The following is a 15,144-nucleotide window of genomic DNA, read 5'->3' on the forward strand; positions in this document are numbered from 1 at the left end:
TTGCGGATCGGGTCGACGCGACGGGCAAGAGCGCGGTCGCGACTTGCGTCGCTCCTACCCCGTGAAACCGGCGCTGCCGGCCTGCGGGCCGCAGCCGCCGGAAACCGCACAGTCGGGCGCGTTCGGGCGTCATCGGCGCCGGCTACACTGCGCGGCCCGCGGCCTTCATGCGCCGCACACGTCGCCGGCCGCAGGCTCGCGACACAACGATCAGGAGCCCCGCCATGTCCTCCTTCGCCCGATTGCGCGTCCTGTTCCCCGCCGCCGCGGTGCCGCTGCTGCTGGCCGCCTGCGCCACGCCGATTCCGCCGACCGACGTCGGCGGCGGCCCGGGCTCCCGCCCCGGCGTCTGCAATCCCGAAGCCGCGCGCTGGGCGGTCGGCCGCTCGCCCTCGGCCGACGTGGTCGAACGCGCCCGGGTCGAAAGCGGCAGCCGTTCGGTGCGGGTGCTGGAACCGGGCACCGCGGCGACCATGGACTACCGCGAAGACCGGCTGAACATCGACGTCAACGAACGCGGCGCCATCACCGGCCTGCGCTGCGGCTGAGCGCGACTGCGGTCGCGGATCGGACGATCCGCGGCCGGCGTTAACCCTGGGCACAGCCGCCGGACGGCAGGCTCGGCCGGACCGCGCCGCGCGCGCATTCGCCCAGGACACCGCCATGCCGAACCGGACTCCGCGCCCGTCTTACGCCCCCTCGTCCCTGCGACGCCTGCTCGCCGGCGTCGCCCTCGCCGGTTCGCTGTCGCTGGCCGTGAGCGCCTGCGCCGGCGCGCCCAAGGCCGATGAAATGCCCAGTTCGGCCGAACAGGCTCCGCCGCCCGCCGACAGCGCCGCGATCGCTCCGGGCGAACCGGCGCCGCCGCCGCCGCGCCCGCGCTGCAATGCCGAGCTCGCCCAGGCCAATGCGGCCGGCAAGGTCGCCGACACCGCCACGGTCGAGCGCGCCCGCGTCGATGCCGGCGGCGACCTGGTGCGGGTGCTCAAGCCCGGCCAGTTCGTGACCAAGGAATACCGCGAGGGCCGGGTCAATGTTTACGTCGACGAGAACAACGTGGTGACCAGCGTCAGCTGCGGCTGAGCCTGCGCCGCCGGCGCCACCACGCGACGGCGTTGCGCTGCGATGGACCGGCCGGCCCGATCCGTCGCAGCGACGCGGCACCGCTCGCCCGGCCAGGCGTCGGCCGCACTGCGATGCCGCGATCCCGTCGCCGCGCTCACGGCGCGGAGGCCGCGGTAGCCGGCGACGATCGGGCGCGGCGCAGCGCCGGCGCCACGCGTTTGGCCTACACTGCCGCGGTTCGCCAGGAGCCCGTCATGCGCCGCCATCTGTGGCTGATCGCCGCCGTGTTGTTGATCGGCCTGTGGGCCTGGAGCCAGCGCGGGGAACGCGCTCCCGCGCCCGCTACACCCGCATCGGCGCCGAGCACGATCGCGACGCCGATGCCGACGCCGACGCCGACGCCGACGCCGATCGGCGTCCCCAACCGCAGCGTCCCCAACCGCAGCGTCCCCAACCGCAGCGTCCCCAACCGCAGCGGCCACGACGAAGTACCCCCGATCCGGCCGGTCGCGCTGCCGCCGGAGGCGGCCGAGGTGCTGCGCCGGATCGCCGCCGGCGGTCCGTTCGAGCACCGCCAGGATGGCGGCACCTTCCAGAACCGCGAACGCCGCCTGCCGCGGCAGCCGCGCGGCTATTACCGCGAGTACACGGTCGACACGCCCGGCGAGAACGACCGCGGCGCGCGCCGCATCGTCACCGGCGGCGATCCGCCGAGCGAGTACTACTACACCGACGACCATTACCGCAGCTTCACCCGCTTCGAACCCGACGGAGACGCGCGATGAGTTCGGTCGATCCGCGCGAACTGCTCGCCGACCCGGCCCAGGCCGGCGCTTATTTCGTCGATGCGCGCGATGCGCGCGCCCTCGCCGATGCCGCGACCGAACTCGAGTTCGCGGTAGCGCGGGTGAACTTCGCCGACTGCACCGGCAAGGACGACGCGCTGGCGCGCATCGCCCGCGGCCTGCGCTTCCCCGACTGGTTCGGCGGCAACTGGGACGCGCTCGACGACAGCGTCAACGACCTGTCGTGGTGGCCGGCGCCTGGCTACCTGTTGCTGATCGAACACGCCGGCGCCTGGCAAGCGCAGCACGGCGAAGACGCGGCGACCTTGGTCGAGATCCTCAACGATGCCGCCCAGGACTGGGCCAAGCAGCGTATTGCGTTCTGGACCCTGCTGCCCTTGCCGCAGGCCGAGCTGGCGCAGATGGCGCCCTGATCCGCGCGGCGCTCATCCGCGCCGGCGCCGCGACGCGCGCAGGAAGCGCAGCGCCGCCTGTTCCCACTGCCGTTCGCTGCGCGCGCCCTGCGCATAGCGCGGCAACCGGCCCTCGCGCCAGCCGACGAACAGCGCCGGATCGATATAGGCCTTGCGGCAAACCGCCGGCGTGTTGCGCAGCGCCTGGGCGACTTCGCCGATCACCGCGTTCTGCGCCGCGCTCAAGGCGCGCTCGCTGGGCGCGCCGCCGCGCGCGGGCGGCGGCAGCGGCAGTTGCGCCAGGCGCCGGAACGCCGCCACGGTGCCGCCCCAGGTGCGGAAGTCCTTGGCCGTGAACGCCTCTCCCATCGTCTCGCGCAGATAATCGTTGACCGCGCCGGAATCCACCGGCTGCAGCCGCCCGTCGTCGTCGCGGTACTGGAACAGCGCCTGTCCCGGCAGTTGCTGGCAACGCCGCACCAACTCGGTCAGACGCGCGTTGTCCAACTCGACCCGCTGCGCCAGGCCGCTCTTGCCGCGGAAGCGGAACCGCGCCCGGCCGCCGCGCAGGAACTCGACGTGGCGGTTGCGCAGCGTGGTCAGGCCGAACGAGCGGTTGTCGCGCGCGTATTCGTGATTGCCGATGCGCAACAGGGTTTCGGCCATCACCGCGACCACCATCGCCAGCACCTTGTCGCGCGGAAAGCCCGCCGCGGCCAGGTCGCGCCGGACCCTGCGGCGCAAGGCCGGCAAAGCGCGGGCGAACTCCAGCGCGCGCTCGAACTTGCCCTCGTCGCGCACCTGCCGCCATTGCGGGTGATAGCGGTACTGCTTGCGCCCGCGCGCATCGCGGCCGGTGGCCTGGAGGTGGCCGCGCGCGTCGCGGCAGATCCACACGTCGGTGTAGGCCGGCGGAATCGCCAAGGCGCGGATCCGCGCCAATTCGCGCGCCGCGCGCAGCTTGCGCCCGCGTGGGTCGACGTAACTGAAACCGCGGCCGGCGCGGCGGCGGCCGATGCCGGGCTCGCCGTCGTTGACGTAACGCAGACCGGCCGCGCGCGCGGCGCGGCGGTTGGGGTTGGCCTCGCTCATGCCCCAGCCATACGGGGGGCGGCGTCAAGACCGCGACAAGGCCGCAGGTTCAGCGCCGCTCGTCGCGCTGCTTGAAATCGACCGGTTCGCTGCTGTCGCTGGAGCCCCACTTGGCCTCGAGCTTGCGCTCGCACCAGGCCGGCGGCGATTCGCCCGGGCGCTGCGGACCGCTGGTGCATTCGGGACGCGCATCGACGGCGGCGTTGGTGTCGCGGTATTCGACGCTGCCGCAGCCGCTGAGGGCGGCGACGAGCGCGAACGCGGGAAGCGCGAGCAGGCGCATGGACGGACTCCGGCGTGGGAACACGGGGTGCGGAACAGGCGGCCAGTGTCGCCGCCGCCCCGCTACCGCGCCTGTGCCATCGGTTAGGCCGCCGCGTCCGCGGTCGGCGCCGCGGCCGCCGGCGCGCGCGCGAAGCGCCAGGCGATGGCCACGCCGATCGCCAGCAAGGCGGCGGCGATGAACCACGGCGCGCCGGGCAGGTGCAGCGGCGTGTGCTTGCCGATGAAATAGCCGAAGCTGCCGGCGAACAAGGCCGGACCGAGCACGCCGGCCAGCGAGACCAGGCTCATCAGCGCGCCCTGGATGCGGCCCTGGGCATCGGCGCCGACCTGGCGGGTGATCAGCGCCTGGGTCGCCGGCGCCGCCATCGCCCACAGCGCGCTGATCGGCAGGCCGAGCAGGAACAGCCAGCCGGTTTCGGCCAGGCCGTAGATCACGAAGCCGGTCACGCCGCAGCTCAAGCCCAGCAGCAGCGCGCGGCGTTCGCCCAGCCGCGCCACCACCCGGCCGACCAGGCCGACGTTGACGATGATGTTGAACACACCGACCGCCAGCAGCACCCAGCCGACCTCGCGCAGGCCCCAGTGGTACTGGTAGTCGGCGAACAGGACGAAGATGCTCGGGTAGACGTAGTGCGCCATGTTGGCGATGAACACCACCGCCGCCAGGCCGAACACCTGCGGGTAGCGCTTGAGCAGGACCAGCGCCCCGAACGGGTTGGCGTGGCTCCAGTCGAAGCGCGGCGTGCGCTTCTCCGGCGGCAGCGACTCGGGCAGCACGAACCAGCCGTACAGGAAGTTCAGCAACGCCAGGCCGGCGGAAAACCAGAACGGCAGGCGCAGGTCGATCTCGCCCAGATAGGCGCCGATCACCGGCCCGATCACGAAGCCGACGCCGAACGCCGCGCCGATCATGCCGAAGCTCTTGGCGCGCTGTTCCGGCGGAGTGATGTCGGCGATGTAGGCGTTGGCGGTGGTGAAGCTGGCCGCGGTGATGCCGGCGATGATCCGTCCGACCAGCAGCAACGGCAGGGTGTCGACCACCGCCATCAGGATGAAGTCCAGGCCCAGGCCCAGGCAGGACAGCAGGATCACCGGCCGGCGGCCGTAGCGGTCCGACAGCGCGCCCTGGATCGGCGAGAACACGAACTGGATCGCCGCGAACACGGTGCCGAACACGCCGACCCAGTACGCCGCCTTGGCGGTGTCGCCGCCGACGAAGTTCTCGATCAGGTGCGGCAGCACCGGAATGATCAGGCCGAACGACAGCACGTCGATCAGCACGGTGATGAAGATGAAGAGCAGCGCAGCGCGCCGCGCGCCCGGGACGGGAGCGGAAGCAATGGTCATGAGAGGGGCGAAAGAGGCGGTGGGGGCGTCCTTGCGGCGCAGTCTAGCGCGCGGGTGGGCCGGCGCCGCTGGCGATAGTCGCCGCACGATGGTTTCTTACGTTACCAATTGTCTGCGGAATCGGGAATTTTTCCAACGTCTTCATAGACTTACAAAGGCGCTTGTTAGCACGCGCGCTCACAAGACGGGGCCTGCCGACTTGCACGCCGCGACTGCGCCCGGAGCGAATTGCCGCATCGCACAAATTGTGGTTTAGTCGAAACACGCTCGGTTCGGACGCCGCGGTGCGGAGGCAACTCCCGCGCCATTGGCCGATGCGCCCTGCGTGACGGCAACACCTACGGCGAAAACAGCGACGACATCGCGCGAGCGCGCTCGCGTTGGGGACAGCACTTAGGGATGCACCACTAAGGGAAACGGCGACACCACAACGCGCAGCGGTAGCGAGCTAGCGATCACGGAGCACCCACGGTCCGGAGATGCGATGCAAGCCAAGCAACAACGTCTGTACGACCCCCGCGACGAACGGGACAGCTGTGGATTCGGGCTGATCGCGCAACTCGACGATCGTCCCAGCCGCGCTTTGGTCGATCGCGCTCTGGAGGCGCTGTCGCGCATGACCCACCGCGGCGCGGTCGCCGCCGACGGTCTCAGCGGCGACGGCTGCGGCCTGCTGATCCGTCACCCCGACGCGTTCCTGCGCCTGATCGCGCGCGAGGCCAACATCCGCCCGGGCGCGCATTTCGCCGCCGGCCTGGTGTTCCTGCCGCACGATCCGGCGCTGGCCGCGCAGGCCCGCGACACCCTCAACGAGACCGTGCGCGCCGAAGGCATGCGGGTCACCGGCTGGCGCATCGTCCCGGTCGACCTCGGCGCCTGCGGCCGCCTGGCGCGCAGCACCGTGCCGCGGATCGAGCAGATCTTCGTCGACGCCGCCACCCCGTTCGACCCGGCCGCGTTCCAGCGTTCGCTGTTCCTGGCCCGGCGCCGCGCCGAGCAGCGCCTGCGCCGCACCGACGCCGAGGCGTTCCGCGATTTCTATGTGGTCAGCCTGTCGGCGGCCAGCATCGGCTACAAGGGCATGGTGCTGCCGGATCGGCTGATGCAGCTGTACCCCGATCTGCAGCGGCCGGAACTGGCCGCCAGCGCGGTGGTGTTCCACCAGCGCTTCTCCACCAACACCACCCCGCGCTGGCCGCTGGCGCAGCCGTTCCGCCTGCTCGCCCACAACGGCGAGATCAACACCGTCGCCGGCAACCGCGCCTGGGCCCAGGCCCGCGCCCATGCCTGGCGCACCCCGACCCTGGACCTGCGCGAGTTCGACCCGATCGTCAGTCTCGACGGCTCCGACTCGCAGAGCCTGGACAATATGCTCGAGGTGCTGCAGGCCGGCGGCATGGACCTGCTCAAGGCGATGCGGATCCTGATTCCGCCGGCGACCCAGTCGCTGGAGTACAAGGACGCCGACCTGGCCGCGTTCTACGAGTACTACGCGCTCAACTCCGAACCCTGGGACGGCCCGGCCGGCATCGTCACCTGCGACGGCCGCTACGCCGCCTGCACCCTGGACCGCAACGGCCTGCGCCCGGCGCGCTGGCTGCGCTCGCGCGACCGCCATTTCCTGATCGCCTCCGAAGCCGGGGTGTGGGAGCTGCCGGCCGAGGAGATCGAAGCCAAGGGCAAGCTCGGCCCGGGCGAGATGATCGCCGCCGACCTGTACCAGGGCGAGCTGCTCGACTCCGAAGCGATCGACCGCATCAACCGCGCGCGCGCGCCGTACAAGCGCTGGCTCAAGCAGGGCATGACCTACCTGCACAGCGAGCTGATCGACCCCAACCTGGCCGCCGAGCCCTTCGACCACGAGACCCTGTCGGGCTTCCAGAAGCTGTTCCAGCTGACCCGCGAAGAACGCGAACAGGTGCTGCGCCCGCTGGCCGAGATCGAACAGGAAGCCACCGGCTCGATGGGCGACGACGTGCCGATGGCGGTGCTGTCGCAGCAGGTGCGGCCGCTGTACGACTACTTCCGCCAAGCCTTCGCCCAGGTCACCAACCCGCCGATGGACCCGCTGCGCGAGGACTGCGTGATGTCGCTGGCGACCCAGATCGGGCGCGAGGGCAACATCTTCGTCGACGTGCCGGGCAATGTCGGCCACATCCACCTGAACTCGCCGGTGCTGGCCCAGCGCAAGCTGCGCCAGCTGCTGTCGATGGCGCCGTACGACCAGTCGCACCATTACATCGACCTCAACTACACCGCCGAGGAAGGCCTCAAGGCGGCGATCGAGCGGATCTGCGGCGAGGCCGAGCAAGCCACCCGCGACGGCAACGTGCTGTTGATCGTCACCGACCGGCGCCCGCGCCGCGACGCGCTGATGATGCACGCCCTGCTCGCCACCGGCGCGATCCACCAGCACCTGGTCCGGGTCGGCCTGCGCTGCGACGCCAACCTGATCATCGAGACCGGCACCGCGCGCGACCCGCATCATTTCGCCTGCCTGATCGGCTTCGGCGCGACCGCGGTGTATCCCTACCTGGCCTACCAGACCCTGCACGACCTGGGCGCGCGCGGGATCCTGCGCACCAAGCACGGCGAAGTCGCCCAGATCGGCCGCAGCTACCGGCGCGCGATCAAGAAGGGCCTGCTCAAGATCATCTCCAAGATGGGCATCGCCACCATCGGCAGCTACCGCGGCGCGCAGCTGTTCGAGATCATCGGCCTGGACCCGGAGGTGGTCGAGCTGTGCTTCGCCGGCACGCCCTCGCGCATCCGCGGCGCCGGCTTCGAACAGCTGCAGCAGGACAACGAACTGCTGGCCCAGATCGCCTGGGACGCCAACCGCCTGCCGGAGATCGGCGGCCTGCTCAAGTACACCCCGGGCGGCGAGTACCATCTGTTCAATCCCGACGTGGTCACCCGCCTGCAGCGCGCGGTCGGCAGCGGCCAGTGGAGCGATTGGCAGCATTACGCCGAAGCGGTCAACGAGCGCCCGACCGCGGCTTTGCGCGACCTGCTCGATCTGCAGGCCGATCCGTCGCGGGCGATCCCGCTCGACCAGGTCGAACCGGTCGAGGCCATCGTGCGCCGCTTCGACTCGGCGGCGATGAGCCTGGGCGCGCTGTCGCCGGAAGCGCACGAAGCGCTGGCGATCGCGATGAACCGGCTCGGCGGCCGTTCCAATTCCGGCGAAGGCGGCGAAGACCCGGCCCGCTACGGCACCGACAAGGTGTCGAAGATCAAGCAGATCGCCTCCGGCCGCTTCGGCGTGACCCCGGAATACCTGGTCAACGCCGAGGTGCTGCAGATCAAGGTCGCCCAGGGCGCCAAGCCCGGCGAAGGCGGCCAGTTGCCCGGGCACAAGGTCAACGAACTGATCGCGCGGCTGCGCTACGCCATGCCCGGGATCGGCCTGATCTCGCCGCCGCCGCACCACGACATCTATTCGATCGAAGACCTCGCCCAGCTGATCCACGACCTGCGCCAGGTCAATCCGCAGGCGCTGATCTCGGTCAAGCTGGTCTCGCACGCCGGCGTCGGCACCATCGCCACCGGCGTGGCCAAGGCCGGCGCCGACCTGATCACCGTGTCCGGCCACGACGGCGGCACCGGCGCCAGCCCGCTGTCGTCGATCCGCTACGCCGGCACGCCGTGGGAACTGGGCCTGGCCGAAGCGCGCCAGGCGCTGGTCGCCAACGACCTGCGCGAGCGGGTGATCCTGCAGACCGACGGCGGCCTCAAGAGCGGCCTGGACGTGGTCAAGGCGGCCTTGCTCGGCGCCGAGAGCTTCGGCTTCGGCACCGCGCCGATGATCGCGCTGGGCTGCAAGTACCTGCGCATCTGCCACCTCAACAACTGCGCCACCGGCGTGGCGACCCAGGACGCCGGCCTGCGCCGCGACCATTTCACCGGCCTGCCGGAACGGGTCGAGAACTTCTTCCGCCTGCTTGCCGAGGAAGTGCGGCACTGGCTGGCCGCGTTGGGCGTGCGCAGCCTGGGCGAGATCGTCGGCCGCACCGACCTGCTGCGCCAGCGCGACGGCGACAGCCGCCGCCAACAACGCCTGGACCTGGCCCCTTTGCTGGCCGGCGACGGCCTGGCCCACGGCGGCCATTGCGGCATGCCGGCGCCGCCGGACGCGCCCGACGGGCTGTCGGCGCAGTTGGAAAGCGAGTTGGCCGAGGTCATCGCCGGCAAGGCCGGCGGCGAATACAGCTACAAGATCCGCAATACCGACCGCAGCATCGGCGCGCGCCTGTCCGGCCGCATCGCCCGCCTGCACGGCGACCGCGGCATGAACGACGCGCCGCTGACCCTGCGCTTCCAGGGCACCGCCGGGCAGAGCTTCGGCGCGTTCCAGGCCGGCGGCCTGCAGTTCGAGCTGTCCGGCGAAGCCAACGACTACGTCGGCAAGGGCATGGCCGGCGGCCGCATCGTGCTGCGCCCGCCGCACGGCGCGCGCTATGTCGCGCATGAGACGCCGATCCTCGGCAACACCTGCCTGTACGGCGCCACCGGCGGCGAGCTGTACGCCGCCGGCCGCGCCGGCGAGCGCTTCGCGGTGCGCAACTCCGGCGCCACCGCGGTGGTCGAGGGCGCCGGCGATCACTGTTGCGAGTACATGACCGGCGGCGTGGTCGCGGTGCTCGGCCGCACCGGCCTGAACTTCGGCGCCGGCTTCACCGGCGGCATGGCCTACGTGCTCGACGTCGACCGCGATTTCGTCGACCGCTACAACCACGAGCTGATCGACATTCTGCGCATCTCCGCCGACGGCTTCGAGCACCACCGCTCGCATCTGCACGATCTGCTCGAGACCCACGCCGCCCTCACCGGCAGCGCGTGGGCGCGCAAGATCCTCGACGAGATGCGCGACTTCCTCGGCAAGTTCTGGCTGGTCAAGCCGAAGGCGGCGAGCCTGGAATCGCTGGCGGAAGCCTTGAAGAGCGCGGCGTGACGGCGATGGGACGCTCGCAGGCGACGGCACAGGCAACGGCGCAAGCAAATCCCCCCTGCCCCCCTTTTTCAAAGGGGGGAACGGCAAAGGCAAAGGCCGGATTTCTGGCCCAGGCAAAGACGGAAGCGACGACGATGATTGGAATTTCGCGTTTTCAGCACCCGAGCGCAGACCTTCAGTCCCGGCCGGTAGAACCGATCGGATTCCCCCCTTTGAAAAAGGGGGGCCAGGGGGGATTTGCCCTTGCCGTTGCTCCTAACGCGATCTCCAACACCTCCTGTCGACAACGCCAGCCGGTCACGCAAGCATGAGCAAGAAGCCCGTCTTCCAATTCCGCGATGCGCCGCGCGAGATGCCGGCGCGGATTCCGCTGCAACTGCGCCTGGACGGCGACTGGGGCGAGCTGTACGGCCGCTTCGCCGAAGTCGAAGCCAAGAAGCAGGCCGGCCGCTGCCTGGACTGCGGCAACCCCTACTGCAGCTGGGCCTGCCCGCTGCACAACTACATTCCGAACTGGCTGGAACTGGCGCGCGAAGGCCGCCTGCACGAAGCCGCGGCGCTGTGCCACGAAACCAATCCCCTGCCGGAGATCTGCGGCCGGGTCTGCCCGCAGGACCGCCTGTGCGAAGGCAGCTGCACGCTCAACGACGGCTTCGGCGCGGTCACCATCGGCGCGGTCGAGAAGTACATCGTCGACAACGCCCTGGCCAGCGGCTGGCGCCCGGACCTGTCGACGGTGCAGGCCAGCGGCCACCGCGTGGCGGTGGTCGGCGCCGGCCCGGCCGGGTTGTCCTGCGCCGACCGCCTGGCCCGCGCCGGCATCCAGGCGGTGGTGTTCGATCGCTACGAAGACGTCGGCGGCCTGCTCCATTTCGGCATCCCCAGCTTCAAGCTGGAGAAGTCGGTGATGCGCCAGCGCCGCGAGGTGCTGGAAGGCATGGGCGTGGAGTTCCGCCTCGGCGTCGAGATCGGCCGCGACCTGAGTTTCGACGCGCTGCTGGCCGAATACGATGCGGTGTTCCTCGGCCTGGGCGCCTATCGCTACACCGACGGCGGCCTGCCCGGGCAGGACCTGCGCCAGGTACTGCCGGCCCTGCCCTTCCTGGTCCAGAACGGGCGCGTGGTGCATTCCGACGGCGACTCGGTGCGTTCGCAGCCGATCGCCGGCTGGGAAGACCAGATCGAACTGCCCGACCTGCGCGGCAAGCGCGTGGTCGTGCTCGGCGGCGGCGACACCGGCATGGACTGCGTGCGCAGCGCGGTGCGGCTGGGCGCGGCGCAGGTGCGCTGCGTCTACCGCCGCGACGAAGCCAACATGCCGGGTTCGGCGCGCGAAGTCGCCAATGCGCGCGAGGAAGGCGTCGAATTCCTGTTCAACCGCCAGCCGCTGGCGCTGCTCGGCGAGGAGACGGTGCGCGGCGTGCGGGTGGCCGAGACCCGGCTCGGCGAACCCGACGCGCGCGGCCGCCGCAACGCCGAAGTCGTCGCCGGCAGCGAATCCGAACTCGAGGCCGACGTGGTCATCATCGCCTTCGGCTTCCAGCCCGATGCGCCGCGATGGCTGGCCGAACAAGGCATCGAGCTGGCGCCCAACGGCCGGATCAAGATCCTGGCCAACAGCGAAGGCTGCGCCTCGCGGCGCAGCGCCGCCGGTGCCGGCCTGCCCTACCAGACCACCCATCCGCGCGTGTTCGCCGGCGGCGACGCGGTGCGCGGCGCCGACCTGGTGGTGACCGCGGCGTTCGAAGGCCGCGAGGCGGCGGCGGGGATCGTGCGCCTGCTCAGCGAGCGGGCGCCGCTGGCGGCGACGGGCGATACGCCGCTGGCGCGGGCGGGCTGAGGGCGGCCCCCCAACCCCTCTCCCGCACGCGGGAGAGGGGCTTGGAAGCAGAGCATGCGTTCTGTCGGCCTCTGCAGCGCCGGCAAACGACCTAACCGCAGGTCGATCGGCGCCAGGCGCAGCGCCGTCCCTTCTGCCGCTGGCGGGAGCAGGCGCCCCGCAGGGGGCGGATCAGGGCCGCGCGATAGCGGACGCTCAGCGCCCCGGACCGACGTCGATGAAGCGCAGGAACTCGGCGCGGGTGCGCGCGTCGTCGCGGAACATGCCGAGCATCTTCGAGGTGATCATGCTGACCCCGCGCTTGTGCACGCCGCGGGTGGTCATGCACTCGTGCGTGGCTTCGACCACCACGCCGACGCCGAGCGGCTGCAGCACGTCCTGGATCGACTGGGCGATCTGCGCGGTCATCTTCTCCTGCACCTGGAAGCGGCGCGCATAGGTCTCGACCACACGCGCGAGCTTGCTGATGCCGACGACCTTGCCGTTGGGCAGATAGCCGACGTGCGCCTTGCCGATGATCGGCGCCATGTGGTGCTCGCAATGGCTTTCGAACTCGATGTCGCGCAGCACGATCATCTCGTCGTAGCCGGCGACTTCCTCGAAGGTGCGCGCCAGGTACTCGCGCGGATCGTCGGTGTAGCCGCTGAACCAGTCGCCATAGGCCTCGACCACGCGCTTGGGCGTGTCCAGCAGGCCCTCGCGGCGGGGATCTTCGCCGGCCCAGGCGAGCAGGGTGCGGACCGCAGCCTCGGCCTGTTCGCGGGACGGCTTGTCGGGGGTATCGGCCATGAGACGGCCTCTGGCAAAGGGGGACCGAAATGCTACCGCAGGCGGGCCCGGGCCGGCATGCCGGTTCGGCCGGGATCTTGGGCTTGTGGCCCTTCGGCCGGGACTCGGGACTCGCAAGAGCAGGCCGACCGCTTTCGCTTTTCGAGTCCCGAGTCCCGAGTCCCGAGTCCCCAAAAACAAAAGAGGCCGCCCGAAGACGACCTCAAGACTCCCCGGGGGAGAGAGACCTAGGGAGCTGACCGCGGCGCACGGCGCGGCGGTCGGTCGAGCGCATGCGGAAGGCTGCGCTCGATGTGGTGCCAGCCGTCGCGCACCGCCTCGCGCGCTTCGGACCAGTGCAGGCGCGAACTGGCGCGGTGGCCGCTCCAGTCGCGGGCCAGGTCGGCTTCGACCTCTTCGAAGCGGCGGCCGCAGCAATTCAGGAAACGCTCGTAGCCGTAGCGGTACGCCGGCTCGTAATCGAGCCATTCGCGGCCGGCGCTGTAATACGGGGCGAACCGGTACTCGCGATGGAAATGCTCGCGGTACTCGCCCGGGGCGATGACCTCGGCCATTGCGGCGCCGACTTCCTTTTCGTCGTGCTGTCTCATGGCCCCTGAACCGAGCGCGGGCGGTCCGCGCTTGCCTGGGCCTTAAGCTAGGCCGGAGCCGATGCAATGCAGGTGAAGACCGGCGCGGTCTCGTTCAGCGCGCTCAGCCTCGTTAGCGCCGCGTGACGGCGCTCAGTCCGGCAGCAGCGCGGTGGCCACGTCGCGGCCGCTGTTCTGGGCCACGCTGACCGCGTTGCGGCCGGCCGAGATGGCGTTGCGCAGGGCCTGGCCGACCCGGTCGAACAGCTGCGGCACCGACTCGCCGCGCTGCGACATGGCCAGGCCGATGCTGACGCTCATCGGGATCTCGTGGCTGTCGATGCGGAACGGGCGGCGGGCGAAGGTGTCGGCGATGCGCCGCGCCAGCAGTTCGCATTCGACCCGCTCGCATTCGCTGACGATGCCGAAGCAGTCGCCTTCCATGCGCGCGATGGTGTCGTCGGGACGCAGCACGCCGCGCATGCGCGACAGCGCCTGCTGCAGCAGGGCGTCGCCGACCGCGCGGCCGTAGCGGGCGTTGATCTCGCCGAAACCGTCCAGGTCGACCAGCAACAGGCCGTAGGTGTTGACGTTGAGGCTGCCCGGCGAGGACCAGGCCTCGAGCATCTGTTCCAGCACCTGGGCGTTGAGCGCGCCGGTCAAGGGATCGCGTTCGACCGACTGCCGCGCCAGCAACAGGATGCGGTGACGGTTGGCGGCGTGCTGGCTCAGCGCCAGCGCCAGCACCGCCGACTCCAGCACCGCGGTCAGGGCCAGGCCGCGCTCGGCCCATTCGGCATCCTGCAGGCCCAGGGTGTTGGCGGCCAGGGCGGCGGCGAACACCAGCATCGGCGTCCAGCCCAGCAGGTAATAGCCGGCGTAGGGCGCGCCGCGGCGCCAGGCGATCACCGCGATCACCAGCATCAGCGGCACGCCGAGCAGCAGCAGGGCGTTGCCGCCGATGTACCACCAGCCGTAGGACTGCTCGCGCAGCACCACCAGCACCAGCAGCCAGAACATGTTGGCCCACTGGATCAAGCGCAGCACCCAGGTCACCCGCGGCATCAGGCGCGGCAGGTCGAGGAAGCGCAGGCTGAAGCCGAGCTGGAAGATCGTCGCCAGGGTCGCCAGGGCCCAGCCGATCGCCGGCTCGCTGGCCAGCCCGGCCAGGCCCCACATTTCCGAGGCGTCGCCGGACAGGAACAGCAGGTAGGTGGCGATGCAAGCCAGGTAGGCGCCGTAACCGAGGTAGACGAAGTCGCGGAACGCGACCCAGACGCCGACCATCGCCACCGCCATCAGCATCATCGCGGTGAACGCGGCGGCCATGAAGCGGGCGTCGCCGCGCTCCTGCCGGGCCAGTTCGGGAATGCTGGCGAAGGACAGGCGGATCTCGCTCATCGCCGCGCGGCCCTTGATCCGCAGGTAGGCCACCGACGAGGGCGGCCAGCCGTTGGGCAGGGCCAGCACCCAGCCACGCCGCATCAGCGGCACGCCGCCGTGCTCGGCATCCTCGACCTCGCGCGCGCCGGCACCGGGCGGGTAATACAGCAACGGCCCCATCGCCCGCGGGCCACGCAGCACCAGCAGCTGGCCCTCGTGCGCGGCGACCGCGCGCTGGCTGGTCAGCCGCAGCCAATAGCCGGCGTCGCGGCGCGGCAGGCTGAAACGGATCACCTCGTCGGGGCGTTCGGCGACCAGGCGCATGATCACCGGCGCACCGGCCGGCGGCGCCTGCAGGTCGGTATCGGTCAGCAAGACCTCGACCTTCAGCGATTGCGCGGCGGCCGGCAGGCAGGCGCAGGCCAACGCGATCAACAGCGCCCACAGGCCGATGCGCATACCGTCAGTCCGCTCCCACGTCCGAAGCACCGCAGTCTAGCCGAGACGGTGCGGGGCCGTGCGGGGGCGGGGCCGACGCCGCTTGGCGCGAACAAAAAACCGACGATCCGGCCGCTGCGCCATAGCACGGCGGACGCGCTACCAGGTCGCGTCCGCCGTTCCG

At 70.9% G+C, this 15,144-nt stretch carries 12 protein-coding genes; 6 read left to right on the top strand and 6 right to left on the bottom strand.

Features of this window, described 5'->3' with window-relative positions:
• The first annotated feature begins 224 nt into the window (after positions 1 to 224).
• From AC3A57_RS15665 to AC3A57_RS15680, 4 genes are all read left to right on the top strand, one after another.
• On the top strand, positions 225 to 548 hold the full coding sequence (locus tag AC3A57_RS15665; protein ID WP_487579766.1) for an I78 family peptidase inhibitor: 324 nt from the start codon (positions 225 to 227) through the stop codon (positions 546 to 548).
• Positions 549 to 663: 115 nt separating this feature from the next.
• Positions 664 to 1,083 (top strand): I78 family peptidase inhibitor, encoded by a 420-nt coding sequence (locus AC3A57_RS15670; protein WP_487579767.1) that lies wholly within the window; start codon positions 664 to 666, stop codon positions 1,081 to 1,083.
• A 236-nt stretch (positions 1,084 to 1,319) separates the two neighbouring features.
• On the top strand, positions 1,320 to 1,850 hold the full coding sequence (locus tag AC3A57_RS15675) for a guanyl-specific ribonuclease (RefSeq protein WP_487579768.1): 531 nt from the start codon (positions 1,320 to 1,322) through the stop codon (positions 1,848 to 1,850).
• Entirely contained in the window at positions 1,847 to 2,284 is a 438-nt protein-coding gene (locus tag AC3A57_RS15680; protein WP_487579769.1) for a barstar family protein, read from the top strand. The genes AC3A57_RS15675 and AC3A57_RS15680 overlap by 4 nt, the downstream gene beginning before the upstream one ends.
• Positions 2,285 to 2,296: 12 nt before the next feature.
• Here the strand turns inward: AC3A57_RS15680 and AC3A57_RS15685 are convergent, their stop codons facing one another.
• From AC3A57_RS15685 to AC3A57_RS15695, 3 genes are all read right to left on the bottom strand, one after another.
• The gene (locus AC3A57_RS15685) at positions 2,297 to 3,355 is read right to left on the bottom strand and encodes a DNA topoisomerase IB (protein ID WP_487579770.1); all 1,059 of its coding nucleotides are present in this window, start codon (positions 3,353 to 3,355) and stop codon (positions 2,297 to 2,299) included.
• Between the two features lie 49 nt (positions 3,356 to 3,404).
• Positions 3,405 to 3,638, bottom strand: coding sequence for a hypothetical protein (locus tag AC3A57_RS15690; RefSeq protein ID WP_487579771.1), 234 nt, complete (start codon positions 3,636 to 3,638; stop codon positions 3,405 to 3,407).
• 83 nt (positions 3,639 to 3,721) lie between these two features.
• Entirely contained in the window at positions 3,722 to 4,987 is a 1,266-nt protein-coding gene (locus AC3A57_RS15695) for a TCR/Tet family MFS transporter (protein WP_487579772.1), read from the bottom strand.
• A gap of 484 nt (positions 4,988 to 5,471) precedes the next feature.
• On the opposite strand from AC3A57_RS15695, the gene gltB reads away from it, so the two are divergent.
• Positions 5,472 to 9,941 (top strand): glutamate synthase large subunit, encoded by a 4,470-nt coding sequence (gene gltB / locus AC3A57_RS15700; RefSeq protein WP_487579773.1) that lies wholly within the window; start codon positions 5,472 to 5,474, stop codon positions 9,939 to 9,941.
• Between the two features lie 307 nt (positions 9,942 to 10,248).
• Positions 10,249 to 11,781, top strand: coding sequence for an FAD-dependent oxidoreductase (locus AC3A57_RS15705; RefSeq protein WP_487579774.1), 1,533 nt, complete (start codon positions 10,249 to 10,251; stop codon positions 11,779 to 11,781).
• Between the two features lie 195 nt (positions 11,782 to 11,976).
• Here AC3A57_RS15705 and folE read toward each other — a convergent pair whose 3' ends face one another.
• The 3 genes from folE to AC3A57_RS15720 all read right to left on the bottom strand — a co-directional run bounded on the left by folE (position 11,977) and on the right by AC3A57_RS15720 (position 14,981).
• Positions 11,977 to 12,570, bottom strand: a complete 594-nt coding sequence (gene folE / locus AC3A57_RS15710) for a GTP cyclohydrolase I FolE (protein ID WP_487579775.1) — start codon at positions 12,568 to 12,570, stop codon at positions 11,977 to 11,979.
• A gap of 227 nt (positions 12,571 to 12,797) precedes the next feature.
• On the bottom strand, positions 12,798 to 13,160 hold the full coding sequence (locus tag AC3A57_RS15715; RefSeq protein WP_487579776.1) for a hypothetical protein: 363 nt from the start codon (positions 13,158 to 13,160) through the stop codon (positions 12,798 to 12,800).
• 132 nt (positions 13,161 to 13,292) lie between these two features.
• A complete protein-coding gene (locus AC3A57_RS15720; protein WP_221670757.1) occupies positions 13,293 to 14,981 on the bottom strand; it encodes a sensor domain-containing diguanylate cyclase in 1,689 nt (562 codons plus the stop codon).
• Positions 14,982 to 15,144: the final 163 nt, after the last annotated feature.

The sequence above is a fragment of the Lysobacter sp. Soil_C_15 genome (assembly GCF_057657315.1).

What these genes read in the sequence shown, in the direction of transcription:
- AC3A57_RS15665 (WP_487579766.1), top strand. Translation starts at nt 225, where the DNA reads ATGTCCTCCTTCGCCCGATTGCGCGTCCTGTTCCCCGCCGCCGCGGTG.
- AC3A57_RS15670 (WP_487579767.1), top strand. Translation starts at nt 664, where the DNA reads ATGCCGAACCGGACTCCGCGCCCGTCTTACGCCCCCTCGTCCCTGCGA.
- AC3A57_RS15675 (WP_487579768.1), top strand. Translation starts at nt 1,320, where the DNA reads ATGCGCCGCCATCTGTGGCTGATCGCCGCCGTGTTGTTGATCGGCCTG.
- AC3A57_RS15680 (WP_487579769.1), top strand. Translation starts at nt 1,847, where the DNA reads ATGAGTTCGGTCGATCCGCGCGAACTGCTCGCCGACCCGGCCCAGGCC.
- AC3A57_RS15685 (WP_487579770.1), bottom strand. Translation starts at nt 3,355, where the DNA reads ATGAGCGAGGCCAACCCCAACCGCCGCGCCGCGCGCGCGGCCGGTCTG.
- AC3A57_RS15690 (WP_487579771.1), bottom strand. Translation starts at nt 3,638, where the DNA reads ATGCGCCTGCTCGCGCTTCCCGCGTTCGCGCTCGTCGCCGCCCTCAGC.
- AC3A57_RS15695 (WP_487579772.1), bottom strand. Translation starts at nt 4,987, where the DNA reads ATGACCATTGCTTCCGCTCCCGTCCCGGGCGCGCGGCGCGCTGCGCTG.
- gltB (WP_487579773.1), top strand. Translation starts at nt 5,472, where the DNA reads ATGCAAGCCAAGCAACAACGTCTGTACGACCCCCGCGACGAACGGGAC.
- AC3A57_RS15705 (WP_487579774.1), top strand. Translation starts at nt 10,249, where the DNA reads ATGAGCAAGAAGCCCGTCTTCCAATTCCGCGATGCGCCGCGCGAGATG.
- folE (WP_487579775.1), bottom strand. Translation starts at nt 12,570, where the DNA reads ATGGCCGATACCCCCGACAAGCCGTCCCGCGAACAGGCCGAGGCTGCG.
- AC3A57_RS15715 (WP_487579776.1), bottom strand. Translation starts at nt 13,160, where the DNA reads ATGAGACAGCACGACGAAAAGGAAGTCGGCGCCGCAATGGCCGAGGTC.
- AC3A57_RS15720 (WP_221670757.1), bottom strand. Translation starts at nt 14,981, where the DNA reads ATGCGCATCGGCCTGTGGGCGCTGTTGATCGCGTTGGCCTGCGCCTGC.